Source organism: uncultured Roseobacter sp. (genome assembly GCF_947496515.1).
Classification (GTDB): domain Bacteria; phylum Pseudomonadota; class Alphaproteobacteria; order Rhodobacterales; family Rhodobacteraceae; genus Roseobacter.
The window spans coordinates 327,286-352,271 of record NZ_CANMDB010000001.1 but is presented as its reverse complement, the minus strand read 5'-3'; the positions used below and the strand labels follow the sequence as shown (position 1 = coordinate 352,271).

Below are 24,986 nucleotides of genomic sequence, written 5' to 3'. Positions count from 1 at the left end.
CTGACGGGCGGTTCTAGCGGACGGCCTCGATGGGGCCGTCCGCCTTGCCCTGGATGAACTGATCCAGGTAGGGATTGCCGCTCTGATCCATGTCGCTGACCGGCCCTGTCCATTGGATCACGCCCTCGTGCAACATGGCGATGTTGTCAGCAATGGCGCGGACGCTGGTCATGTCATGGGTGATGGTCATGGCCGTGGCGCCCATCTCCACCACGATCTCGCGAATAAGATCGTTGATCACGCCCGACATGATCGGGTCCAGCCCGGTGGTCGGTTCATCGAAAAAGATGATCTCGGGCTCGGCGGCGATGGCGCGCGCGAGGCCTACGCGTTTCTGCATGCCGCCCGACAGCTCTGCCGGAAAGCGATCCGCCACATCCTCTTTCAGACCGACGCGGCGCAGCTTTTCGATGGCGATCGTGCGCGCCTCATCATGCGGGCGCTTGAGCGAACCGCGCAGCAGGCGGAACGCCACATTCTGCCAGACCGGCAGGCTGTCGAACAGCGCACCGCCCTGAAACAGCATCCCGAAGCGGGCCAGAAACGCATCCCGGTCGCCCTTGCGCGCATCCTGACCATCCACCGTTATGGTGCCGGTATCCGGCTTGACCAGCCCCAGCACGCATTTCAGCGCGATGGATTTGCCCGTACCGGAGCCGCCGATGATGACCATCGACGTGCCCTTGGGGATGGACAGATCCAACCCGCGCAGCACGTGGTTTGCACCAAAGGATTTATGAATGCCCGACATCTCGATCATAGTGTGAAGAACACTCCCGTCAGCACGAAGTTCGAGGCAAGGATCAGGATGGCAGCGCCTTCGACGGCTGTTTTTGTTGCATGGCCGACGCCCATGGCGCCCCGGCCGGAATTCATACCGTGATAGCATCCCATGAGGGCAGCGGCGAACCCGAAGACAGCACCTTTGGTCAGCGAGGAAATCACATCCAGCGGCTCAAGGAAGTTGACCGTGTTCCGGATGTAGCCCGCCGGGTTGAACCCGAGCGTGCCGGTGGCCACGGCATAGCCGCCAAAGATCCCGATGATATCGCCAACGCCCACCAGCAGTGGCACCACCAGCACCGCGGCCAGCACCCGCGGCACGGTGAGGTATTTCATCGGATGGGTGGAGAGGGTGACCAGCGCGTCGATCTGCTCAGTCACCTTCATCGTGGCAATCTCGGCGGCGATGGAGGAGGTCACGCGTGCCGCGATCATCAGACCTACCAGCACCGGCCCCAGCTCGCGCACCATGCCGACGGCGACGATCTGCGGCACAACCGCCTCGGCGTTGAAACGCGAACCGCCTGCGTAGATCTGCAGGGCCAGCGCGCCGCCCGTGAAAACCGCCGTCAGCCCCACCACGGGCAACGACAGCCAGCCGATGTTAAAAAGGGCAGAGACGAACTCCCGCCCGTAGAAGGGCGGACGCACCAGATGGCTGATCGTCTCACTGGCAAAGAGCGCGATGCGCCCCGTCGCCGCCAGCGCCGACAAGACCATACGACCGATAAGCGCAAGAAAACCCATCAACAATAGACGCGCCGATAGCGCGCTCCCAGAGAGGTCAGAATTTCGTAGCCGATGGTGCCCGCAAACTCGGCCAGCGTATCCACGCTCTGGTGACGTCCGAGGAGTTGCAGGCTCTCGGGCTCTTCGGCGAGCCCGGTGACATCCACACCGATCAGGTCCATGGAAATGCGGCCCACCACCGGGACAGCGGAGCTTTCGGTGTAAAGTGCCGCGCGCGGGCCCATGGCGCGGATGATACCATCGGCATAGCCCGCGGAAATGGTCGCGATGCGCGACGGGCTGCGTGCGGTCCATGTGTTGCCGTAGCCCACGGTTTCACCCGGCGCCACATCGCGGATCTGAATGACCGGCACGTCCAGCGTGACCACCGGCTTGGCGTCAACAAAGGGCAACCCGCCGTAGACCCCTATGCCCGGGCGGACCATATCGAAATGGTAGTCGGGACCCAGCAGCGTGCCGCCCGTCGCCGCAAGCGAACGCGGCGCTGTGACACCCGCCGTCATCTCGCGAAAGGTCTGAAGCTGCCGCGCGTTCATGGGCGCATCGGGCTCGTCCGCACAGGCCAGATGCGACATGATCAGGGCGGGCTTCTGCGCCAGCGCCAGATCGCGCAACGCCTGCCATTCCGCAGCTTCCATCCCCAGACGGTTCATGCCGGTATCCAACTGGATGCCAAAGCCATGACCGGGCAGGGTTTCCATATGCCGCGACATCTGATCGATGGAGTTGAGCATCGGTGTCAGCTGCGCCTGACCGATCAGATCCGTGTCACCGGCCATATGGCCCGAGAAGACGTTGATCACCGGTCCGGGGCCAAGGATCTTGCGAAGCGCCGCACCTTCTTCGGCGGCAGCGACGAAAAAGACGCGCGCGCCCGCCGTAGCCAATGCGTCGGCCACCTGCTTCAACCCAAGCCCGTAGGCATCCGCCTTGACCACGGCCCCGGCCAGTGCCCCGCACATGGCATTGAGCCTGCGCCAGTTATCCGTCAGGGCAGTCAGATCGATGGAGAGCGTCGCGGTGGCCATTAGGGCGTTTTGACAGGATCGCGCGTGGCGTCAAGTCACCTTTGGGCGTTCCCGAACCTGTGGTGCGGTGCAGCGCCTATCTTGGGGGGTCGAGACCGGCGGGCCATTAAGTGCGGTTGCGCCTAGGGGATGTCGAAATAGGTTCGGTTCCTGTCCCACATCTTTTCCCCAACCAGACAGTCGTAAGCCGCCGGGGGGGCGTACTGAACAAGCTGCGGCGTCGGGGCCGCTTGCGCGATCTCCAGCACCAGCTTGCGTTTCACCGCATCGGCGAACTGGCTCCACTCCAGCACCGGGATCACGAAGGCCCCCGGCCCGCCGATCACACAGTGGCGGTAGTAGGCGTCGAGGTCCGGGATACCCCACATCTCGCTCAGCGCATCCTGCGTCATCAGCGGCAAGCCGTTGATGATGATGCCGCGCGCCAGCGCTGCGTCACGCGCCGCGATGACCCCGCCGCCCTGATTATTGGGGCCGTCACCGGAGACATCGATCACCCGGCGCAACCCGGTAAACCCGTTATCGTCAAACGCGGCGGTGGCATAGCTCAGCGCACTTGAGATCGAGGTGCGACGCATGCCGGTCTCAAAACGGTTGGTGATCCCCCGCGCAACGATTGCCGCATCCTCCGCGCTGGCCACTTCGGTCCAGGGCACCACGACCCGCTGCGATCCCGAGCCTGCCCATTCCACGTAGGTCACGGCGATCCGGCCCAGCATTCCGCTTTGAATGGCTTCAATGACCTGCGTGCTGGTGATGGCCTCGGCATAGCCGCGTCTCTGGATCTCAAGCTCTGCGGGCGACATGGAGCGGGAGACATCGACCGCCAGAAAAAGCTCCACGTCCACCTCCTTGGCAAGGAGGCACGCGGGCAGGAACATCAGGACGGCGGCAAGCAGGCGCATGAAGCCATTGCGGCAGAGAACGCGCCCGCTGTCCAATCAAAAAGACACACGGACGCGCGGGTTCTGGGAAAAAGCCGGTCTGCGCGTCTCAGGGGAAGACATCGTCGCCGCCGGGCGGCTCATCGGGCGGCCCGGCTCTCACGCAGGCTTGCAGATCCTATGCGGACCGCGCGTGCTCAAGGCGGCGGAGCATGCTCCGAACGATCCGCCGATGCGCGATGCCGACGGGCAGCATGTAAGCCCGCCCGAACCAGTTGTGCACCTTGACCGACGAGGTCACGGACACGACCCGGTCACCTACGGAGATGCAGGTCATGACATCCAGATGGCGATCCCGTTCGGTCAAAACCAGCGACCTGTCGTCGACATATTCTACCAGAAAGAAGTCCAGATGATCCCCGGCAGAGACCGTCTCAACGGTGCGGCCGCTGAACCCGGCGATGGATTTGACGCCAGCGAGGGAGCAGACCCAATCGCGAAGGGCGAATGCCGCCCTAAGGACCGGTGAGACATCGGTGGTCATCCTGCTCCAGGCCGCAAGCGGTGTGATGTCCTCATCCAAGGCAATCTGTTGCGTATCGAGGTAGTCCAGCTGCGATCTGGGCAGCGGAATGTAGGGGCCGTCCGCTGTCTCTCTGAGCATAAACGCAGCTCAGAAAAGCCGCACGCTCGGCGCAACGATGCAAGCGGTATCAGAAGCCACGATCGCTATCCTGTTGCCAGGGCTGCACGAGGTTTCCGAAACGCGTGAACCGACCCTCAAAGCTCAGCTCGACCGTACCGATAGGGCCGTGACGCTGCTTGCCGATCACCACCTCAGCGCGCCCGTGCAGGCGCTCCATCTCTTCTTGCCATTTGGCCATGGCTTCGAGGTCATGATCGCCGGGCTTCTCTCGTTCCTTGTAGTATTCTTCGCGGAACACGAACATCACCACGTCGGCGTCCTGCTCGATGGAGCCCGATTCACGCAGGTCGGAGAGTTGGGGGCGTTTGTCCTCGCGGTTCTCGACTTGCCGGCTGAGCTGGCTGAGGGCGATCACGGGGATATCGAGCTCCTTGGCGATAGCCTTGAGGCCCATGGTGATCTCGGAGATCTCGTTGACCCGGTTTTCCGATTTGCCGGTGCCCCGCACCAGTTGCAGGTAGTCCACGATCAGCACATCGAGCCCGTAGGTCCGTTTGAGCCGCCGCGCCCGGGCGGCGAGTTGCGCAATGGGCAGGGCGGGGGTGTCATCGATGTAGAGCGGGCAGGCCTCCAGCGCCTTGGCCGCGTCAACGAAACGGCGGAATTCGCCTTCGGTCATGTCGCCGCGACGGATCTGTTCGCTGGGCACTTCGGCGGCCTCCGACAGGATCCGGGCGGCAAGCTGCTCGGCGCTCATCTCAAGCGAGTAGAAACCCACGACACCGCCCTCGACCGCGCCTTCGGAGCCATCGGGCAGCTTTCCGCGCTTGTAGGTCTTGGCGATATTGAAGGCGATGTTGGTGGCAAGCGACGTCTTGCCCATGGAGGGGCGCCCGGCGAGGATCAGCAGGTCAGACCGGTGCAGCCCGCCCAGCTTCTTGTCCATATCGATGAGGCCAGTCGAGACGCCTGCAAGGCCGCCTTCGCGCTGGTAGGCCGCATTGGCGACATTAACCGCGTCCGTTACAGCCTTGAGAAAGCTCTGAAAACCACTCTCAACCTGACCCTGCTCGGCCAGTTTGTAGAGTGCCTGTTCCGCCTCCACGATCTGTTCGCGCGGCTCGGAGGCCACATCGACCGTCGCGGCCTTGTCCGAAATCTCGCGCCCCAGCTGGATCAGATCCCGGCGCACGGCCAGATCGTAGATCATCTGCGCGTAGTCGCGCACGGCAAAGGCGGAGATCGCCGCCCCGGCGAGGCGGGCGAGATACGCAGGGCCACCCAACTCCTTGAGACCTTCGTCTTCTTCCATGAAGGCCTTGAGCGTCACCGGCGAGGCGAGGTTGTTCTTGGCGATGCGGGCAGAGGCGATCTCGAAGATGCGGGCGTGCACGGGGTCATAGAAATGCTTGGGCCCGATGATGGAGGCCACCCGGTCATAGATGTCGTTATTCGTGAGGATCGCGCCCAGCAACTGCTGCTCGGCCTCGATGGAATGAGGCATGCTGTCGGGCGCCTCGACCTCCACACCGGTCGCGTTAAATGCCGCTACTTCGTTCATGTCTGCCCCTCTTGCCCCGAGCCCCGGTCTTATCCGGGTGGGCTGCGCCGACGCAATCTGGAAAACCCGGTATAACCTGTGGATAGATCAGATGGTGCGAGAATGCTACCTCATGTTGTGTATGTTCGCCACAGGGCTACCAGATCAGGCAGGGTCTTGCGTGTTTTTTCGCGCATCCTGCCACGCTCGGGGCGCTTTGAGAAAGGCCTCCACATCATTCAGGGTGTCGGCGTCAAAGGCCGCCTGCGCGCGCGCCTCGGCCAGCACGTCCCACCAGGTGCACAAGGCGTGCAGGACAACCCCATGATCGCCCAGCATCTTTTCGGTTTCGGGAAAAATGTCGTAGGAAAAGATCACGGCCGTGTGGTGACACTGGGCGCCGGTGTCGCGAATCGCGTCCACGAAGCTGAGTTTGGAGCCGCCGTCGGTGGTCAGGTCCTCCACCAGCAGAACGCGGGCACCCTCGGACATCTTACCTTCGATCCGGGCATTGCGGCCGTATCCTTTCGGCTTTTTGCGGACATAGGCCATGGGCAGCGCCATGCGTTCGGCGATCATCGCGGCAAAGGGGATGCCCGCGGTCTCGCCGCCCGCGATGATGTCGAAAGCTTCGAAACCCGCGTTTCGCATGATGGTCACGGTGAGGAAATCCATCAGCGTGCCGCGGATGCGGGGGTAGCTGATGAGCTTGCGGCAATCGATATAGGTCGGGCTGGGCAGGCCGGAGGCGAGGACAAAGGGCTCGGCGGCGTTGAAATGGACCGCCTTGATCTCGAGCAGCATGCGGGCGGTGAGCCGGGCGATTTCGGTGGCGTCTGGATGGCTGCTGGGGATCATGTTCGTCTTTCTGCGCTGCCCGGAGGGCAGGAGCCTCCGGCGGGAGTTTATCTGGCAAAGTGACTAGGCGCGGACAGCCCAGTCGAGCGGGAAGCCCGGGTCGAAGATCGTGACGGGGCCTTCGTCGGTGTCGAGATGGGCGGCGTAGTGCGCGCCGGTTTTTTCCAGCGTGACGGTGTCGTCGTTCACCGGCAACCCGTAAAAAGCCGGTCCGTTGCGGGAGATGAAGGCTTCGAGCTGGTTCAGCGCGTCTTCTTCCTCAAAAACCTGCGCAAGGATCGACAGGGTGTTGGGCGCGGTAAAGCAGCCAGCGCAGCCGCAGGGTTGCAGCTTGTTCGCATCCGTATGAGGGGCGCTGTCGGTGCCCAGAAAAAAGCGTGCCTCTCCGGAGGTGGCTGCTGCCCGGAGGGCTTGGCGGTGTGTCTCGCGCTTGGCGACCGGCAGGCAGTAGTAATGCGGCCTGATGCCGCCCGCCAGAATGTGGTTGCGGTTGATCACCAGATGATGCGTGGTGATGGTCGCTGCCAGTGTCTCATCCTGCGCGCGGGCATAGTCCACCGCGTCTCTGGTGGTGATATGCTCCATGACGACGCGGAGCCCCGGGGTTGCCCTGCGGATCGGGTCGAGCACGCGTTCGATGAAGACGGCCTCGCGATCGAATATGTCGATGTCGGGGTCGGTGACTTCGCCGTGCACGCAGAGCGGCAGGCCGATCTCGGCCATCTTTTCCAGGACGGGGCGGACCCGGTCGATGTTGCTCACGCCGCTGGCGGAATTGGTCGTGGCACCTGCAGGGTAGAGCTTGACCGCGTGGATGAGCCCCTCGGCACGGGCGGCGGCGACGTCCTCCGGGTCTGTGTTCTCGGTCAGGTAGAGCGTCATCAACGGGGTGAAATCGGCGTTCTCGGGCAGGGCGCCGAGAATACGGTCACGGTAGGCGCGCGCATCCGAAGCGGTGACCACGGGCGGGACGAGGTTTGGCATGATGATTGCGCGGGCGAAATGAGCGGCAGTAGCAGGCAGCACCGCACGCAGCATTGCACCGTCGCGCAAGTGCAGATGCCAGTCATCGGGTCGGCGGAGGGTCAGGGTGTGGGTCATGCGCTTGCGCTAGCACAGCTGCTACGGCAGGGCCAGTAGGGCCGTGGATGAGCGCTTGACCCCCGGGGCTGAGAGTGCAGTCTTACGCGCAGCGACGAGGAGCAGGCATGACCAAACCAGAAACGATCGATGCGGTGCAGCAAATGCTGGGCGCCGAGGGCTACGTATGTGACCGCGCGCTTGGCACGGTGGTGTTTCTGGCGTTGCGGCTGGGTCGGCCATTGTTTCTCGAAGGCGAGGCGGGTGTGGGCAAGACGGAGATCGCCAAGGCGCTCGCCGCGAGCCTTGGGCGGCGGCTTATCCGGTTGCAGTGTTATGAGGGGCTGGATGCGGCCACGGCGGTTTACGAGTGGAATTTCCCCGCACAGATGGTGGCGATCCGCACGGCGGAAGCTGCGGGCGGTGCCAGTCGTGGCGCCCTGCAGGAGGAGCTTTTCAGCGATGCGTATCTGATCGAGCGGCCCCTGCTGGAGGCCATGCGACCGGACGCGCGGGGCGCGCCCGTGCTGCTCATTGACGAGCTGGACCGGACCGACGAGCCCTTTGAGGCGTTCTTGCTGGAAGCGCTCAGTGATTTTCAGGTGACCATTCCGGAGCTGGGCACGATTGCGGCGCCGGAACCGCCGGTGGTCATCCTGACGTCGAACCGCACGCGGGAGGTGCATGATGCGCTCAAGCGCCGGTGCCTCTATCATTGGGTGGATTATCCCGATTTCGACCGCGAGATGGAGATCCTATCGGCGCGGGCGCCAGAGGCGGCGGAGAGCCTGAGCCGGGAGGTCGTGGCCTTTGTCCAGCAGTTGAGGACGGAGGATCTGTTCAAAAAACCGGGCGTGGCAGAGACCATTGACTGGGCAAAATGCCTGCTGGCGCTGGATGTGATCAACCTCAGCCCGGAAGTCATCGCCGACACACTGGGGGCGATCCTGAAGTATCAGGACGACATTCAGAAGCTGCAGGGATCGGAGGCCAAGCGGATCCTCGATCAGGTCAAGGCGTCGCTGGAGCCCGCGTGATGGTGACCCGGCCTTTCGGCATCCTCAGAGGGCAGGCGTGTGCCTGAGTATCTGCCGCTGGAATTGCCGGACAATCCGCGACTGGCAGGCAACATCACGCATTTTGCCCGCGCGTTGCGGCGCGCGGGGCTGCCCATCGGTCCCGGGCGTGTCATCGATGCGATCCGTGCCGTCGAGGCGGCGGGATTCACGGACAGGCGGGATTTTTACTGGACGCTGCATGCCTGCTTCGTGAACCGGCCCGAGCATCGCTTGGTCTTTGGTCAGATCTTTCGGCTCTACTGGCGGGATCCGCGGTACCTGGAGCAGATGATGTCCTACATGATCCCGGCCATCCGGGGCGTGCAGGAGGAGCGGCGCGCGCAATCGGCGGAGAAGCGCGCTGCGGAGGCATTGCTGGATGGGGCAGAGGCGCCTGACTTCGGGGAGGACACGTCCGAGGAGACCGGCGAGACAGAGATCGAAATTGACGCGAGCCTCACGATGTCCAGTGAGGAGCGGCTGCGAAGCTTGGATTTCGAACAGATGAGCACGGCGGAGATGGCGCAGGCCAAGCGGATGCTTGCGCGGCTCAGCCTGCCGGTGCCGCCGATCCTGTCACGCCGGTCGCAGGCCAGCCTGCGAGGGCGGGGGATCGATACGGCCCGGACCCTGCGCGGCGCGATGCGCCAGGGCGGAGAGCTCTACCGGATCGCGCGCAAGACGCCGCGACAGCGCTGGCCCAATCTGGTGGTTCTGTGTGATATCTCGGGATCCATGAGCCAGTATTCCCGCGTCGTGCTGCACTTTGTTCATGCGGTGGCCAATGCCAAGGGCGCGGGCTGGGCCAAGGTCCATGCCTTCACCTTCGGGACGCAGCTGACCAACATCACCCGGCATTTGCGGCAGCGCGATGTGGATGCAGCGCTGGCTGCGGCGGGGGCGGAAACCAAGGACTGGGAAGGCGGTACCCGGATTGGCGATTGTCTTGACGCCTATAACAAGACGTGGTCGCGCCGGGTGATGGGGCAGGGGGCGGTGGTCCTGCTCATCACCGATGGCCTGGACCGGGATGATCCGGAGGCGCTGGCTCGACAGATGGAGCGATTGCAGCTGTCGGCGCGGCGAGTGATCTGGCTGAACCCCCTGCTGCGGTGGGAGGGGTTTGCGCCCAAAGCCCAAGGGATCCGGGCCATGCTGCCTTTTGTGGACAGTTTCCGGGCGGGTCATTCGATCGCATCGTTGGAGGGGCTGGCCGCCGCGATCTCCCGGCCCGATGACGTTGGCGAGAAAGCGCGGTTGATGCAGGGAATGTCGGATTAGCACTGTGCGTCGGCGCACGTTTCATTCTGGTTTGGCGCTTTAGGCTCACCCGACCAGAGGTCAGCCGACAGTTGCGGCGAAGGCACTGCGGTAAAGGGTGGCCAGATCTGCGAGGGGTGCTGTGCTGTTGCCGAAAGCGAGCGTGTCACCCCCGAATATGCCGATGCGGTGCAAGGGCATATCCACATCGGCTGCGGCGGTTAGCAGCGCCTCGGCGTCGGTCGGCGTGGCCGCGATCAGGTAGCGGGCCTGATCTTCGCCGAAGAGTTCTGCGGTGTCATCGGTTTCGAGTGTGAGGCCGGTTGACGTGGCCTCGGCCATCTCGAAGGCCGCCAGCGCAAGTCCGCCATCGGAGAGATCGGTGCAGGCTGCAATCCGGTCGCTGTTGCGCCGAATGAAATCGCCGTGGGCGGCTTCTTTTGCCAGATCGACCGGCGGCGCGTCGCCTTCGCTGCGCCCGAAGTGCTCGGCAAGTAGGGCGGATTGGCCAAGGTGACTGCCTTTGTCGCCCAGCAGCAGGGCGATATGGCCCTCTGCCACCAGACCACCGATGATATCGCCCGCGTTTTCGAGCAGACCCACCGCGCCAATGGTAGGCGTCGGCAGGATCGCGGAGCCGTCCGTCTCATTGTAAAGCGAGACATTGCCGGACACGATCGGCATATCGAGCGCCTCGACCGCCGCCGCAATGCCCTTGATGGCGCCCACGAACTGACCCATGATCCGGGGCTTTTCGGGATTGCCGAAGTTCATGTTGTCGGTGGTCGCGAGCGGTCGCGCGCCGGTGGCCGTGAGGTTGCGGTAGGCCTCTGCCACGGCCTGCTTGCCGCCCTCTACCGGGTTGGCGGCCACGTAGCGGGGCGTGACGTCCGAGGTGAACGCGAGCGCCTTTTCAGTGCCATGCACCCGCACGATACCTGCACCCAACCCGGGGTTCCGCACGGTATCGGCCATCACCATCGTGTCGTATTGCTCAAAGACCCAGGCTTTTGAGGCGTGGTTGGGGCTGCCGATCAGGCTGCGCAGCCCCTCGATCGGGTCCACGCTCAGCGGCTCGTCAAAGGCGGTGGCGGGTGGCGTTTCCTCCCACCGGCGGTCGTATTCCGGCGCGCTGCTGGCCAGTTTCGACAGCGGCAGATCGGCCTTGGTCTCACCGTTGTGAAGGATCAGAAACCGGTCTTCTGCGAGCGTTTCGCCCACGATGGCGAAATCGAGATCCCACTTGTCAAAGACCGCCTTTGCGTCGGCCTCAAGCTCGGGGCGCAGCACCATCAGCATCCGCTCCTGGCTCTCCGACAGCATCATCTCGTAGGCGGTCATGGCGGTCTCCCGCACGGGCACGTTTTCCAGATCGAGCCGAATGCCCAGCCCCCCCTTGTCGCCCATCTCTACGGCGGAGCAGGTGAGCCCCGCGGCGCCCATGTCCTGGATGGAGATGACGGCACCCGTTGCCATCAGTTCCAGCGTTGCCTCCATCAGGCGCTTTTCGGTGAAGGGATCGCCTACCTGAACCGTGGGCCGTTTCTCCTCGATGGTCTCGTCAAATTCAGCCGAGGCCATGGTGGCGCCGCCAACCCCGTCCCGGCCTGTCTTGGCCCCGAGGTAGACCACGGGCATGCCGACGCCCGACGCTGCCGAGTAAAAGATCTTGTCCGCATCCGCGAGCCCGGCCGCGAAAGCATTGACCAGACAGTTGCCGTTATAGGCGGGATCGAACCGGACTTCGCCGCCCACGGTCGGCACGCCGAAAGCATTGCCGTAGCCGCCGATCCCCTCGACAACACCGTGTACCAGTTGCCGTGTCCTGGGGTGACCCGTCTCGCCGAAGCTGAGCGAATTCATCGCTGCAATGGGACGTGCGCCCATGGTGAAGACATCACGCAGGATCCCGCCCACACCGGTCGCCGCACCCTGATAGGGCTCGATGTAGCTGGGGTGGTTGTGGCTCTCCATCTTGAAGACCACCGCCTGACCGTCGCCGATGTCCACCACGCCTGCGTTCTCACCGGGACCACAGATCACCTGCGGGCCGGTCGTGGGCAGGGTGCGCAGCCATTTCTTGGAGGATTTGTACGAGCAATGCTCGTTCCACATGGCAGAGAAAATGCCCAGCTCGGTGAAGGAGGGTGTGCGGCCAACGATCTCCAGGATACGGTCATATTCATCGGGGCTAAGCCCGTGCGATGCGATCAGATCCGGGGTGATTTCAGGTTCGCTCATCGCCGGGGGCCCTCAAGCTTGGTGTCGCGCCGTCTTTAGAGGAAGGGGGGGACGGGGAAAAGGGGCAAAGGGCGATCCCGCTTTGCCGAAAAAAAAGGCCGAGCGCGAAGCTCGGCCAAGTCCAACAGGGAGGTTGAAGGAGAGTGCAAAGCACCCCGTCCTTCAAGAGCTGAATTAGTAAGCGACCTGCATCCAATCAAGGCTTATTGTGACCGGAAGGTGGCATGTCAGCTATGCGTTTGGCACATGGCTCGCGCCGCGTTCACGCAATATCCTTTTGCCTCAGTTGCTTGCGGTAGGAGATGATCTCTTCCTGCACGAAGTCCTTGAAGGCAGAAACACGCTGGGAGTGACGCAGCTCTTCGGGGTAGGCGAGAAAGACCGGAACATCGGCCGACTCCAGATCCGGCAGCAGCTGCACGAGATCGGGGAAGTCCTCGGTGACGTAGTCCGGCAGCACCCCGATACCGAGGTGGTTGAGCACCCCCTGCAACACGCCGAAGTAGTTGTTGACCGTCAGCGACGAACGCATGTCATAGGCCATCAGGTGCTGGACAAGGTTCCGCCCCGCGCCCACCTGATCGCTGTGGGTGTTCTGACAGATCAACCGATGATCAATGATATGTTCGATCTTTCGGGGCGTACCGTTCTCTGACAGGTAGTCGGGCGTCGCAAAAAGGCACATGCGGATCATCATCAGCTTCTTGCGGATCAGATCCGCCTGGCTGGGCTCTTTCATACGGATGGCGACATCCGCCTCGCGCATGGGCAGATCGAGCACGCGCTCTTCCAGCATCAGATCGATCTTGAGGTCCGGGTATTGTTCGTAGAGCTTGGGCAACCGCGGTACCAGCCACAGCGTGCCAAACCCGGTCGTCGTGGTTACGCGCAGCTCGCCGAACACTTCCTCTTCGCTGTCGCGGATCCGCGCGGAGGCCGTGTCCAGCCGCCGGTTCATGGCAGAGGTCGCATCAAACAACAGCTCCCCCTGCTCGGTCAGGATCAGCCCGCGGGCGTGCCGGTGAAAGAGCGTGGTGTTCAGCATCTCTTCCAGCCCGCGGATCTGGCGGCTGACGGCGGACTGCGACAGGTTCAGGCGGTCACCGGCATGGGTCAGCGAACCGGCATCGGCCACCGCATGAAAAATCCTCAGCTTATCCCAATCCATCATCGGCCTGTTCCTTGTTGCGCCGGTCCTAGCCGTATCTCGGATCAAAAGACAGAGAGGGCAGAAGCAAATAGGCGAGAAAAGGTAAATTTTCCTATACAGGTCAGCCATTGTGACCTATTATGGCGCTAAATCTGTGCAACACTGGACTGACGCGAGGGAGGCGGCGAATGAGCACCGAGAAAATCACCCTGAACGACCGGTATGACCTGGAAAAAAGCCCCGTACTGCTGAACGGAACGCAGGCGCTCGTCCGCCTGATGTTGATGCAAAAGGAACTGGACCGTGCGGCCGGGCTCAACACCGCCGGGCTGGTCACGGGGTACCGCGGATCTCCGCTGGGTGCGGTTGATCTGCAGATGCAGCGGGCGGCCAAACAGCTTGTCGCGCAGGACGTCACTTTTCAGCCCGGGCTGAACGAGGATCTGGCCGCCACAGCGCTTTGGGGCAGCCAGCAGGCGGAATTGCGCGGCGAAGGTCGCTTCGATGGCGTCTTTGGCCTGTGGTACGGCAAGGGGCCAGGGGTGGACAGGTCCGGCGACGTGATGCGCCACGCCAATATGGCAGGCAGCTCAAAGCACGGCGGCGTTCTGATGGCCATGGGCGACGATCATACGGGCGAAAGCTCCACCGTGCTGCACCAGTCCGAATGGGCGATGGTCGATGCCTATATGCCGGTGGTCAGCCCCGCGGGCGTGCAGGAGATCCTCGACTACGGGCTCTACGGCTTTGCTTTGTCGCGGTATTCCGGGCTGTGGGTCGGGCTCAAGACCATGAAGGACACCGTGGAGGCGACAGCCGTGGTGGAGGCCTTGCCGGGCCGTGCGCCCTTTGTGCTGCCCGATCTGGCGCTGCCCGAAGGCGGGCTCAACATTCGTCTGATCGACACCCCTCACGATCAGGAAGCGCGGATGATCGACCACAAGCGCTTTGCGGCGGAGGCGTTTTCCCATGCCAACCGCATGGACACGCGCGTCTGGGGCAAGCCGGGTGCGAAAATCGGGCTGGTCGCGGCAGGCAAGAACTGGCTCGATCTGGAACACGCGCTGAGCCTTCTCAACATCGACGCGAATGAGGCAGAGCGGTTGGGGATCACCACCTACAAGATCGGTCAGACTTTTCCGCTGGATATGAAGGGATTTCACGACTGGGCAGAAGGGCTCGACCTGATCGTGGTGGTGGAGGAGAAGCGCAAGCTGATCGAGGTTCAGATCAAGGAGGCGATCTTTAACGACAGGCGCGGGCGGCGGGTGTACGGCTGGCACAAGGGTGGTGGCGCAGGCTCGATGCACGGAGAGGAGCTGTTCCCGACGCGCGGTGCGCTGGATCCGATCATGATTGCGGAGAAGCTCGGCGCGATCCTGATCGAGGAAGGGCGCGATACCAACGGCTTGCGCGCCGGTCTTGAGGTTTTGTCAGAGGCACGGCGCAATGACAATGCCGAGGATATTGCAGCACGGCTGCCGTATTTCTGTTCGGGGTGTCCGCATAACTCCTCGACCAAACTGCCCGAGGGCGCGCGCGCCTACGCCGGGATCGGGTGCCACTACATGGTGCAATGGATGGACCGTGAAACCACCGGCTTTACGCATATGGGTGGCGAGGGTGCCAACTGGATCGGCGAGGCGCCCTTTTCCACCCGCGATCACGTGTTCCAGAACCTGGGCGACGGCACCTACAACCACTCCGGTGTGCAGGCCATCCGCGCAGCGCTGAATGCCGGCACCAACATCACCTACAAGATCCTCTACAATGACGCGGTGGCGATGACCGGCGGCCAGCAGAACGAAGGCGGCCTCGACGCGCCGCGGATCGTGCGCGAATTGCAGGCGATGGGGGTGCCGCATATCGCCGTGGTCTATGACGAGAAGGAAGACGTTGATTTAAAAGCCTTTACGGGCGTGGAAACCCACCCGCGGGAAAGTTTGCAAACTGTGCAAGAGCAGTTTGCAAAGCTGCCCGGTGTCTCGGCCATCGTCTACATCCAGACCTGTGCTGCGGAGAAACGGCGCAGGCGCAAGCGCGGGCTGTTCCTGGATCCCGACAAGCGCGTGTTCATCAACAGCGACGTCTGCGAGGGCTGTGGCGATTGCGGCGTTCAGTCGAACTGCGTCTCCATCGTACCCAAGGAAACCGAACTGGGGCGCAAGCGCGCCATTGATCAATCCTCCTGCAACAAGGATTTCAGCTGTGTGAAGGGGTTCTGTCCCTCCTTCATTACGGTGGAAGGCGCGATGCTGCGCAAGGATCCCACCACAGCGCTGGACCTGCCGGATCTGCCAGAGCCCGCGTTGCCGCAGATCGACGGCACCTGGAATGTGGTCATCACGGGCGTCGGCGGCACCGGCGTCGTCACCATCGGCGCCGTCATGGCGCAGGCGGCACACATGGACGGCAAGGGCGCAGGCATGATGGAAATGGCAGGGCTCGCCCAGAAGGGCGGCGCGGTGCATATCCACTGCCGATTGGCGGAAAAGCCAAGTGACATCAGCGCGATCCGGGTCGCGACGGGGGAGGCTGACGTGCTGATCGGTGGCGATCTGGTCGTCTCTGCCGGGGCCAAGACCCTCGGGCTGACCCGCACGGGCCGCACCGGCGCTGTGGTCAATAGCCACGAGATCATCACCGGCGATTTCACCCGCAACACCGAGTTTTCCCTCCCCAGCGACCGTCTGGCCCTGGCGCTGGAGGCCCGGCTGCGGGACCGCGTTGATCTTTTTGACGCGTCTGAACTGGCCAAGGTCACCCTGGGCGATTCCATCTTTTCCAACATGATGATCTTTGGTGCGGCCTGGCAACGCGGACTTGTCCCGCTCTCCGCTGGTGCGATCCGCGACGCCATCACGCTGAACGGAGCGGCGGTTGACCGCAATCTGCGCGCCTTCGACATCGGTCGGTGGGCGGTGTTGCACCCGCAGGACGCGGCACGCCTGATCACGCCGAATGTTACCGAACTGCCCAGGACCATGGCGGACAAGATCGCCTTTCGTGCCGATCACCTTCGCGCCTACCAAGGCCGCAGGCTGGCCAGGCGCTACACCCGGTTTGTCGAGGAAATCCGGGACGAAGAGATTCGCGGCGCGGCCTCGGAAAGCTATCATAAGCTCTTGTCCTACAAGGATGAATACGAGGTCGCCCGGTTGCTACTCAGCAGCCGGACAAAAGCCGCAGAGACCTTCGACGGTAATTTCAGGATGACCTATCACCTGGCGCCGCCGCTGCTGTCGAAACCCGGGCCGGACGGACGCCCGGCGAAGCGCAGCTTCGGCCCTTGGCTGGAACGGCCCTTGAAGATCATGGCGCGGCTCAAGATCCTGCGGGGCACGCCGTTCGATCCCTTCGGCTACACCGCCGAGCGCCGGATGGAGCGGGCGCTGATCAGGAAATATGAAGCGGATATGGCCGAGGTTCTGCCGATGCTGACGGAGGCCACGCGCCCCGCGATTGTCGCGCTGGCGGCGCTGCCCCTGCAGATCAAGGGCTTCGGGCCGGTGAAGCAGGCCAATGAGATGCAGGCTGCCAAACGCCGCGAGGAATTGCTGGCCATCATCCGCGCGGGTGGGTCCGAAACGGCACAGGCAGCTGAATAGGGCGCCCGCTACGGTCATCGGACTGACATACTCGCTGGGCATACTGCCGCGTCAGAGCTACACTGCCCGCGGATTGCAGAGGACACGACGGCCATGGGTCGGCCCAACATCGCACGTGACATCAGCTATGCGTATTCGGCGCAGTCCCGCGGTGGGCGCGCCATGATCCGGGTGCTGGAGAATACCACCGGGCGGCTGCGGCTGATCAGACGTGCACGCGGTTACGAGGATGAAGTCGCCGCGGGCCGTGATTTCTTTGACGTAATGGTGGACCGATACGGGCTGAGCCTCGATGTGGTGTCGGGGTCGCTGGACCTTGTTCCGCGGCAGGGGCCGCTGATCGTGATCGCCAACCATCCTTATGGGATTCTCGATGGGCTGATGCTGGGGCATATGCTGGCGCGGACGCGGGGGGACTTCCGCATCCTCGCCAATTCGGTGTTTCGCAAGGCCGAAGATCTCAACCGCATGATCCTGCCCATCAGCTTTGACACGACCAAGGAGGCCCGCGCGCTCAACATCGAGACGCGCAAGGTGGCGCTGAAGTATCTGGGCGAGGGCGGCGCCATCGGCGTCTTTCCGGGCGGCACGGTGAGCACCGCGGCGCGGCCCTTTTCCCACCCGATGGACCCGGGTTGGCGCAGTTTCACAGCCCGCATGATCGCGAAATCACAAGCGACGGTGCTGCCCGTGTACTTCGATGGCCACACCAGTCGGCTGTTCCAGATCGCGAGCCATATGCACACGACGCTGCGCATGGGATTGCTGATCAAGGAGTTCCGCGCCCGCGTCGACACACCGGTGCGGGTTGTGATCGGCAAGCCCATCGGGCGCGACCGACTGGATCCTCTGGCGCGCGAGGGCAAAGCGATGATGGATTTCCTGCGCAAAGCAACGTATGAGCTTTCCACAAGTCCCCGAAAACGCTTTGATCTGGGGTATGAATTCGAAGAGCGGCACCGCCAGTGACCCGGTGCCAAGAAGGCACCGAAGACCATGGCAGTTGGGATTTTTGATAGCGGTTTGGGTGGGTTGACCGTGCTGGATGCGGTTCAGCAGCGTCTGCCCGACGTACCCTTTGTCTACCTCGCCGACAGTGCGCATGCGCCTTATGGGGTGCGCACTGCCGATGACATCTTTGATCTGACCTGCGCTGCGGTGACGCGCCTTTTCGAGGCGGGGTGCAATCTGGTCATTCTGGCCTGCAACACCGCCTCGGCGGCCGCGCTGCGGCGGATGCAGGAATCCTGGATACCGGGTGACAAACGGGTGCTGGGCGTCTTTGTGCCGCTGATCGAGGCAATGACGGAACGGCAATGGGGCGACAACTCCCCTCCGCGCGAGGTCGGCGTGAAGCATGTGGCGCTCTTTGCAACCCCCGCGACCGTGGCCAGCCGCGCGTTTCAGCGCGAGCTTGCCTTTCGCGCCATCGGCGTCGATGTGGAGGCGCAGGCCTGCGGCGGGGTGGTGGATGCCATCGAGGACGGCGACATGATCCTGGCGGAGGCGCTGGTGCGCAGCCATGTGGACGCGCTGCGCCGCAAGCTGCCACAGCCGGATGCGGCCATCCTCGGATGCACGCATTACCCGTTGATGCAGGACACGTTTCAGGACGCACTGGGCGCGGAGGTCCGGGTCTTCAGCCAGGCCCGGCTGGTTGCCGACAGCCTCGCGGATTATCTCGACCGGCACCCGACGATGTTGGGTGCGGGAGAGGCGGGGTTTCTCACAACGGGCGATCCGCGCCGGGTCAGCGACCGCGCGACACAGTTTCTGCGACGACGGATCGTGTTTGACGCCGCCTGACCCTTTCTCCTTTTCGACACGGGATATCCCATGACCTATTCCATCGCCATTCTTGGCGCCTCCGGCTACACCGGGGCCGAACTGATCCGGCTGCTGGCCCAGCATCCGGACATGACCATCACCGCGCTCGGCGCTCATGCCAAAGCCGGACAAACCATCGCCGAGGTCTTTCCGCATCTGCGGCACCTTGACCTGCCGACACTGGTCAAGATCGACGAGATCGACTTTTCACGCATCGACCTGTGCTTTTGCGCATTGCCCCACAAGACCAGCCAGGCTGTGATCTCCGGTCTGCCGGACACGCTGAAAATCGTGGATCTCAGCGCTGATTTCAGGCTGCGCGACCCCGACGCCTATACGGCGTGGTACGGCAATGAGCACACCGCCACGACGTTGCAGAAAGAGGCGGTCTACGGGCTGACGGAGTTCTACCGCGAGCAGATCCGCGCGGCCCGGCTTGTCGCGGGCACAGGCTGCAATGCAGCCACCGGACAATATATGCTCAGACCGCTGATCGCCGCTGGCGTCATTGATCTGGACGAGATAATTCTGGATCTGAAATGCGCGGTCTCTGGCGCCGGGCGCAGCCTCAAGGAGAACCTGCTGCACGCGGAGCTTTCGGAGGGCTACCACGCCTACGCGCTTGGCGGCACGCACCGGCATCTGGGTGAGTTCGATCAGGAATTCTCCGCATTCGCGGGGCGGCCCGTCCAGATCCAGTTTACCCCGCATCTGATCCCCGCCAACCGCGGCATCCTGGCAACCGGATACGTGAAAGGCGCGGCCGATGCAGTCCACGCGGCGCTGACGGCCGCCTATAGCACCGAACCCTTCATTGAGGTGCTGCCGCTGGGCGAGGCGCCCAGCACCCGGCACATCAGAGGCTCGAACTTCTGTCATATCGGCGTGGTGGCAGACCGGATCCCCGGGCGCACGCTGGTCGTGGGCGCCCTCGATAATCTGACGAAAGGGTCCAGCGGGCAGGCGTTGCAAAACGCCAATCTGATGCTAAATCTGGAGGAGACCACGGGGCTGATGGCCCCGCCGCTTTTTCCGTGAGGCCATATGAAATCGCTCAAGAAACAGCGCCGTATTCAGGTGATCGCCGTCGCGGCGGTGGCGCTGGCGCTGTCCACGGCCCTCATCGGCTATGCGATGCGCGACGGGATCAACTTCTTTCGCGCGCCGAGCCAGGTGCTGGCCGAACCGCCCGCGCCCTCGGAGGTGTTCCGCATCGGCGGTCTGGTCAGCGAAGGCTCCATCGTGCGGGGGCAGGGCGAGACGGTCCGGTTCAGCGTGACCGATGGCGGCGGTGTCGTGCCGGTCACCTATACCGGCGTGCTGCCGGATCTCTTTGAGGAAAATCAGGGGATGGTTGGGACCGGGCGCTACATCAACGGCGTCTTTGAAGCCTCTGAGATCCTTGCGAAACACGACGAGACCTACATGCCGGCGGAGGTTGTGGACGCGCTAAAAGAGCAGGGCGTCTACAAGGAACCGCAGGGCTGAGCGGAGCGATCCCGCCGACACGCGACCGACCATCGGCGCAACCATAGAGCACGCCGGTTTGGGCAGGCCTTTGCCGCAAGGGAGCCCCACCACCGCACGGTAGTTTTCACCAGTATTAACCCGCAGATGCGCATATCCGCCCCGATGACATGCGAGCGGAGGTCACAGCGGATGCAGACGGTCAGAGAGATTGCCACGGAGATCGTGGCGCGCGAGGGCGGGTTCGTGAACGACCCCGATGATCCGGGCGGTGCCACCAACCACGGCGTGACGATCCACACGATGCGGGCGCTCGGCATTGATCTGGACCGCGATGGGGCCGTGACGGTCTCCGACGTCCGGGCGCTCAGCCGCGAGCAGGCCATCGAGATCTTCGAAAAGCACTACTTTGAAAAGCCGCTCATCGCCTTGCTGCCGCCCGCCCTGCAGGCCTCCGTATTTGACATGTACGTCAACGCGGGGCGCAACGCGGTGAAGATCCTGCAGCGGTTGTTGCAGGATATGGGCCATGCCATCGCGGTCGACGGGGTGCTGGGCCCCCAGACCATTGCTGCCGCCCAGGCCGCCTATCTGATCGCAGCGGAGCATCTGGCCGATGCCTACGGTATCGCACGGCGGAACTACTATTTCCGCATCGCTGACCGGCGCGCGGCGTCTCGCAAATACGCGCGCACCCGCGCTGGCCGCAAGGGCGGCTGGATCAAGCGAGCGGAGGAGTTCATCTCCGAGCGCTACCACATGACAGATAGCGAATTTCAACGGAGGGTCTCCGCATGGGGTTGATTTCAGGGTTGCTCAACATCGTCTTTGGCAATGACCGCAACGTGATCATGGAGACCGCAGAGGTTTTTCGCGAGAATAGCGAGGGCGGTGCCCAGCGGGCGCAGGAAGTCAAACTGGAGGCCATGCAGCAGTTCGCCGCCGAATTCGAAGGTCAAAAGAACGGCTGGTTTGATCGTTTCATGGACGGGGTGAACCGCATCCCGCGTCCGGCGCTGGCGCTCGGCACCATGGCGCTGTTTCTCGCCGCGATGGTTGATCCGATCTGGTTTGCCGCGCGCATGCAGGGCATTGCGCTGGTGCCAGAGCCGCTGTGGTGGCTTTTGGGGGTCATCGTGTCGTTCTACTTCGGGGCACGGCATCAGGTCAAAAGCCAGCAGTTTCAGCGCTCTATCGCGCAGACCATTGCCTATGTCCCCAAGGTGGTCGAGAACCTGGCGAGCTTGCGCGCCTTGCGGGCAACCTCGCCCGGGCTGGCAGATACGGGGAGCGACGCACGCCTGTCCGCCGTCTCTCTGATGCCCGACAACAACCCCGCGCTGAGCGAGTGGCGCGCGCGCAAGGCCGAGGCCGCGACAAAGTGATCACCTGATGGCGCCGATTGCCGTTGGACCGGGCCGCAGGGCATCCTATACTGCAATCCATGATCACAGAGTTCGGACATTTCGCCCTCATCCTCGCCTTTCTGGTGGCCATCGTTCAGGCGGTGGTCCCGCTCATCGGCGCGCATAAGCGCTGGCCTGCCTGGATGGCTGTGGCAGAGCCTGCGGCCTCGGCGCAGTTCCTGCTGACGGCCTTTTCCTTCGCGGCGTTGATGTATGCCTTTATCGTGTCTGATTTCAGCCTGCGTCTGGTCACACTCAACAGCCATTCGGCCAAGCCGCTGATCTACAAGATCTCCGGCACCTGGGGCAATCACGAAGGCTCCATGCTGCTGTGGGTGCTTATCGTGACGCTCTTCGGCGCCATGGCGGCGTGGTTCGGGAGCAACCTGCCACCCACCCTGCGCGCCCGGGTGCTGGCGGTGCAATCGGCCATCGCGGTGGCGTTTTTCGCCTTTATCCTCTTTACCTCCAACCCGTTCCTGCGCCTCGCGGTGCCGCCCTTTGACGGGCAGGATCTCAACCCGCTGTTGCAGGATCCGGGCCTCGCCTTTCATCCACCCTTTCTTTATCTCGGCTACGTGGGTCTCAGCATGGCCTTCAGCTTTGCCGTCGCCGCCCTGATCGAGGGGCGCGTCGATGCCGCCTGGGGTCGCTGGGTGCGTCCCTGGACTCTGGCGGCATGGGTGTTTCTGACCATCGGCATCGCACTCGGCTCCTGGTGGGCTTATTATGAGCTCGGCTGGGGCGGGTTCTGGTTCTGGGATCCGGTCGAGAATGCTTCCTTTATGCCTTGGTTGCTGGCCGCAGCGCTCCTGCATTCCGCCATCGTGGTGGAAAAACGGGAGGCGCTGAAAAGCTGGACGATCCTGCTCGCCATCCTTGCCTTCGGCTTTTCGCTCATCGGCACATTCATCGTACGTTCGGGCCTGCTGACATCCGTCCACGCCTTTGCCAATGATCCCGAGCGCGGTGTCTTCATTCTGATGATCATGGGCTTTTTCATGGGAGGCGCGCTCATTCTCTTTGCGCTGCGCGCGAGTGCCATGGAGGCCAAGGGCGTCTTTTCCCTCGTCAGCCGGGAGAGCGGCATTCTGGTCAACAACATCCTGCTGGCGGTGTCCTGCTTTGTGGTCTTCGTGGGCACCATGTGGCCGCTGGTGGCCGAGATGTTCTTTGACCGCCGCCTGAGCGTCGGTCCGCCCTTCTTCAACATGGCGTTTTCGCCCTTCATGCTGGTGCTGGGGCTGGTGCTGCCGGTGGCCTCGGCCATGCCGTGGAAGCGGGCACGGATCGCGCGAGCCATGCGGCCCTTGCGCTATGTCTTTGTCTTGGCGCTGGCAATCGGTGGCCTGGCCTATGCGATGCAGACCGAGCGGACGCTGCTGGGGCCAATCGGGATGTTCCTGGCGGCCTGGGTGGTCATGGGAACCATGGTGGATCTGGCGCAGCGCACCGGCCGGGGGCCCGGGCGGTTGCGGCGGCTCACACGGTTGCCGCGTGCGGACTGGGGCAAGATGACCGCACACGCCGGGCTCGGCGTGACAATGATGGGGGTCTCAGGGCTCATGGCCTGGCAGCAGGAGGATATCCGCGTGGCGGAGTTCGGCGTGCCTTTCGAGGTGGGTGGCTATTCCCTGACGCTGGATCAGGTCACCAACACCGAAGGACCCAACTATTTGTCCACAACCGGCTATATCACCCTGGCGCAGGACGGACGCGAGATTGCGCAGTTGCGTCCGGAAAAGCGGATTTACCCGGTGGCTCAGATGCCAACGACCGAGGCCGCCATCGACTATGATCTCGCGCGCGATGTATATGTGGTGATCGGCGATCCGCAGGAAGGCGGCGGCTGGGCGGTGCGCACCTACATCAAACCCTTCACCAACTGGATCTGGATCGGCTCGGGTCTCATGGCGCTCGGCGGGTTGCTGAGCCTCACCGACAGGCGGTTCCGCGTGGCCGCAGGTGCGCGCAAGACCGTGGCCAGCCCGGTGCCTGCGGAATGAAGCGGCTGGCGTTGATCCTGATGCTGCTTGCGGGGCCTGCGCTGGCGCTCGATCCTTCCGAGATGCTGTCGGACCCCGCGCTGGAAGAGCGCGCGCGCGCTCTTGACCACGCGCTGCGCTGCGTGGTGTGCCAGTCGGAATCCGTGGCCTCCTCCAATGCCAACTGGGCGCAGGACGCGCGCCGCACCGTGCGCGAGCTGATCTCCGATGGGGCGAGTGATGCGGACGTAATGGCGTTCTTCGAAGAACGCTATGGCGAGTTCGTGCGCATGAACCCCAAGATGAGCGGCTCCACCTGGTTGCTCTGGGCGGCACCGGCGCTGATGCTGTTACTGGCTGCCGCGAGCGGCTACGGATATCTGCGGGGCAGGGCGGGGGCCAGCGCACCACAGGACAGGGCGCTGTCGGAGGCGGAACAGGCCCGGCTGCGTGATATCCTCAAGGAGTGACGCGCAGTTGCCCTTTTCCGGCGCGGCCAGTCTGCTAAGACGGTCAGGCGCGGCAGGAAAAGGACGCCCCCCATGGAATACCAGACGCTGATCTACGGCCTGAAAGCGGACGTGGTCACCATCACGCTCAACCGGCCCGAGAAGATGAATGCGCTAAGCACCCAGATGCGCGCGGAAATTTCCTATGCGGTCTCCGAGGCGGGCAAGAGCGCGCGGGTCGTGGTGATCACCGGCGCGGGGCGCGCGTTCTGCTCCGGTCAGGATCTGGGCGACCGGGTGAGTGCCGCCAACCTCGATATGGAGCGGACGCTGCGCGATGAATACCAGCCCATGTTGCACGCCATCACGACCTGCCCGGTGCCCACGATTGCCGCGGTAAATGGCCCCGCCGCCGGTGCCGGTGCCAACCTGGCCCTGGCTGCGGATGTGGTGATTGCGGCGGAGAGCGCCTATTTCATGCAGGCCTTCGCTCGCATCGGGCTGATCCCGGACGCGGGCGGTACCTATGTCATGCCGCGCACCATGGGCACGGCCAAAGCCATGGGGGCCGCCTTGTTTGCCGACAAGATCACCGCCCGGCAGGCCGATGACTGGGGGCTCATCTGGGAGGCGGTGGCCGATGACGCCTTTGAGGCGCATTGGCAGGCGCGCGCGGCCCATCTGGCGCAGGGGCCCACAGCCGCCTATGCGGCCATCAAGAAGGTCATTCGCGGCAGCTGGGACAATTCGCTCGAAGAACAGCTGGCGCTGGAGGCACGACAGCAAGGACAATGCGGCAAGTCCCGCGATTTCAAAGAAGGCGTCCTGGCCTTTACCGAAAAGCGCCCCGCGTCCTTCGAGGGTCGATGATCCCGCGGGAGCACGGGTGACCACGGAAAGGGCAGTATGCCGTTGTATCCTGTTAACGCCTTATAATTACTGAAAGAATATTTGACTTGGGCGGTC

General features: G+C 63.4%; 22 protein-coding genes. 12 read left to right on the top strand and 10 right to left on the bottom strand.

The genetic code is table 11. The features are described from left to right. Positions 1-13: 13 nt before the first annotated feature. The 8 genes from Q1A53_RS01770 to pyrC form a co-directional block, all read right to left on the bottom strand. Positions 14-760, bottom strand: a complete 747-nt coding sequence (locus Q1A53_RS01770; RefSeq protein WP_299962335.1) for an ATP-binding cassette domain-containing protein — start codon at positions 758-760, stop codon at positions 14-16. Further along, positions 757-1,530, bottom strand: a complete 774-nt coding sequence (locus Q1A53_RS01765) for an ABC transporter permease (RefSeq protein WP_299962333.1) — start codon at positions 1,528-1,530, stop codon at positions 757-759. Before Q1A53_RS01765 ends, Q1A53_RS01770 begins: the two co-directional genes overlap by 4 nt. Next, positions 1,530-2,561 (bottom strand): alanine racemase, encoded by a 1,032-nt coding sequence (gene alr, locus Q1A53_RS01760; protein WP_299962332.1) that lies wholly within the window; start codon positions 2,559-2,561, stop codon positions 1,530-1,532. Before alr ends, Q1A53_RS01765 begins: the two co-directional genes overlap by 1 nt. A 122-nt stretch (positions 2,562-2,683) precedes the next feature. Further along, positions 2,684-3,466, bottom strand: a complete 783-nt coding sequence (locus tag Q1A53_RS01755) for a DUF1194 domain-containing protein (RefSeq protein WP_299962330.1) — start codon at positions 3,464-3,466, stop codon at positions 2,684-2,686. 157 nt (positions 3,467-3,623) lie between these two features. Further along, a complete protein-coding gene (locus tag Q1A53_RS01750) occupies positions 3,624-4,109 on the bottom strand; it encodes a DUF2867 domain-containing protein (protein WP_299962328.1) in 486 nt (161 codons plus the stop codon). A gap of 49 nt (positions 4,110-4,158) precedes the next feature. Further along, the gene (locus tag Q1A53_RS01745) at positions 4,159-5,652 is read right to left on the bottom strand and encodes a replicative DNA helicase (RefSeq protein ID WP_299962327.1); all 1,494 of its coding nucleotides are present in this window, start codon (positions 5,650-5,652) and stop codon (positions 4,159-4,161) included. Positions 5,653-5,796: 144 nt separating this feature from the next. Then, positions 5,797-6,489, bottom strand: a complete 693-nt coding sequence (locus tag Q1A53_RS01740; RefSeq protein ID WP_299962325.1) for an orotate phosphoribosyltransferase — start codon at positions 6,487-6,489, stop codon at positions 5,797-5,799. A 63-nt stretch (positions 6,490-6,552) separates the two neighbouring features. After that, entirely contained in the window at positions 6,553-7,590 is a 1,038-nt protein-coding gene (gene pyrC / locus Q1A53_RS01735; protein WP_299962323.1) for a dihydroorotase, read from the bottom strand. A 107-nt stretch (positions 7,591-7,697) separates the two neighbouring features. Between pyrC and Q1A53_RS01730 the strand changes: the two genes are divergently transcribed. Next, on the top strand, positions 7,698-8,606 hold the full coding sequence (locus Q1A53_RS01730) for a MoxR family ATPase (RefSeq protein WP_299962321.1): 909 nt from the start codon (positions 7,698-7,700) through the stop codon (positions 8,604-8,606). A gap of 39 nt (positions 8,607-8,645) precedes the next feature. After that, positions 8,646-9,908, top strand: coding sequence for a VWA domain-containing protein (locus Q1A53_RS01725; RefSeq protein WP_299962319.1), 1,263 nt, complete (start codon positions 8,646-8,648; stop codon positions 9,906-9,908). A 60-nt stretch (positions 9,909-9,968) separates the two neighbouring features. On the opposite strand, the gene purL is transcribed toward Q1A53_RS01725, so the two are convergent. Further along, on the bottom strand, positions 9,969-12,128 hold the full coding sequence (purL, locus tag Q1A53_RS01720) for a phosphoribosylformylglycinamidine synthase subunit PurL (protein ID WP_299962318.1): 2,160 nt from the start codon (positions 12,126-12,128) through the stop codon (positions 9,969-9,971). 262 nt (positions 12,129-12,390) lie between these two features. Then, entirely contained in the window at positions 12,391-13,296 is a 906-nt protein-coding gene (locus Q1A53_RS01715) for a LysR family transcriptional regulator (protein WP_299963044.1), read from the bottom strand. A gap of 170 nt (positions 13,297-13,466) precedes the next feature. Here Q1A53_RS01715 and Q1A53_RS01710 point away from each other — a divergent pair, with 170 nt between their 5' ends. The 10 genes from Q1A53_RS01710 to Q1A53_RS01665 all read left to right on the top strand — a co-directional run bounded on the left by Q1A53_RS01710 (position 13,467) and on the right by Q1A53_RS01665 (position 24,890). Then, positions 13,467-16,886: an indolepyruvate ferredoxin oxidoreductase family protein gene (locus Q1A53_RS01710; protein ID WP_299962316.1), complete on the top strand. Its 3,420-nt coding sequence runs from the start codon at positions 13,467-13,469 to the stop codon at positions 16,884-16,886. A gap of 93 nt (positions 16,887-16,979) precedes the next feature. Further along, positions 16,980-17,855 (top strand): lysophospholipid acyltransferase family protein, encoded by an 876-nt coding sequence (locus tag Q1A53_RS01705; protein WP_299962314.1) that lies wholly within the window; start codon positions 16,980-16,982, stop codon positions 17,853-17,855. 27 nt (positions 17,856-17,882) lie between these two features. Next, positions 17,883-18,692 (top strand): aspartate/glutamate racemase family protein, encoded by an 810-nt coding sequence (locus Q1A53_RS01700; RefSeq protein WP_299962312.1) that lies wholly within the window; start codon positions 17,883-17,885, stop codon positions 18,690-18,692. A gap of 30 nt (positions 18,693-18,722) precedes the next feature. After that, positions 18,723-19,751 carry an N-acetyl-gamma-glutamyl-phosphate reductase gene (gene argC, locus Q1A53_RS01695; RefSeq protein ID WP_299962310.1) on the top strand — a complete coding sequence of 343 codons (1,029 nt, stop codon included), beginning with the start codon at positions 18,723-18,725 and terminating at the stop codon, positions 19,749-19,751. Between the two features lie 6 nt (positions 19,752-19,757). Beyond that, a complete protein-coding gene (ccmE, locus tag Q1A53_RS01690) occupies positions 19,758-20,201 on the top strand; it encodes a cytochrome c maturation protein CcmE (protein ID WP_299962309.1) in 444 nt (147 codons plus the stop codon). Positions 20,202-20,372: 171 nt separating this feature from the next. Then, the gene (locus Q1A53_RS01685; RefSeq protein WP_299962307.1) at positions 20,373-20,984 is read left to right on the top strand and encodes a holin-associated N-acetylmuramidase; all 612 of its coding nucleotides are present in this window, start codon (positions 20,373-20,375) and stop codon (positions 20,982-20,984) included. Further along, positions 20,975-21,565: a holin family protein gene (locus Q1A53_RS01680; protein WP_299962305.1), complete on the top strand. Its 591-nt coding sequence runs from the start codon at positions 20,975-20,977 to the stop codon at positions 21,563-21,565. Before Q1A53_RS01685 ends, Q1A53_RS01680 begins: the two co-directional genes overlap by 10 nt. 59 nt (positions 21,566-21,624) lie before the next feature. Continuing rightward, positions 21,625-23,592, top strand: a complete 1,968-nt coding sequence (locus tag Q1A53_RS01675) for a heme lyase CcmF/NrfE family subunit (protein ID WP_299962303.1) — start codon at positions 21,625-21,627, stop codon at positions 23,590-23,592. Further along, on the top strand, positions 23,589-24,041 hold the full coding sequence (locus tag Q1A53_RS01670; RefSeq protein WP_299962302.1) for a cytochrome c-type biogenesis protein: 453 nt from the start codon (positions 23,589-23,591) through the stop codon (positions 24,039-24,041). The genes Q1A53_RS01675 and Q1A53_RS01670 overlap by 4 nt, the downstream gene beginning before the upstream one ends. 72 nt (positions 24,042-24,113) lie before the next feature. Next, positions 24,114-24,890, top strand: a complete 777-nt coding sequence (locus Q1A53_RS01665; protein ID WP_299962300.1) for an enoyl-CoA hydratase-related protein — start codon at positions 24,114-24,116, stop codon at positions 24,888-24,890. The last annotated feature ends 96 nt before the right edge of the window (positions 24,891-24,986 follow it).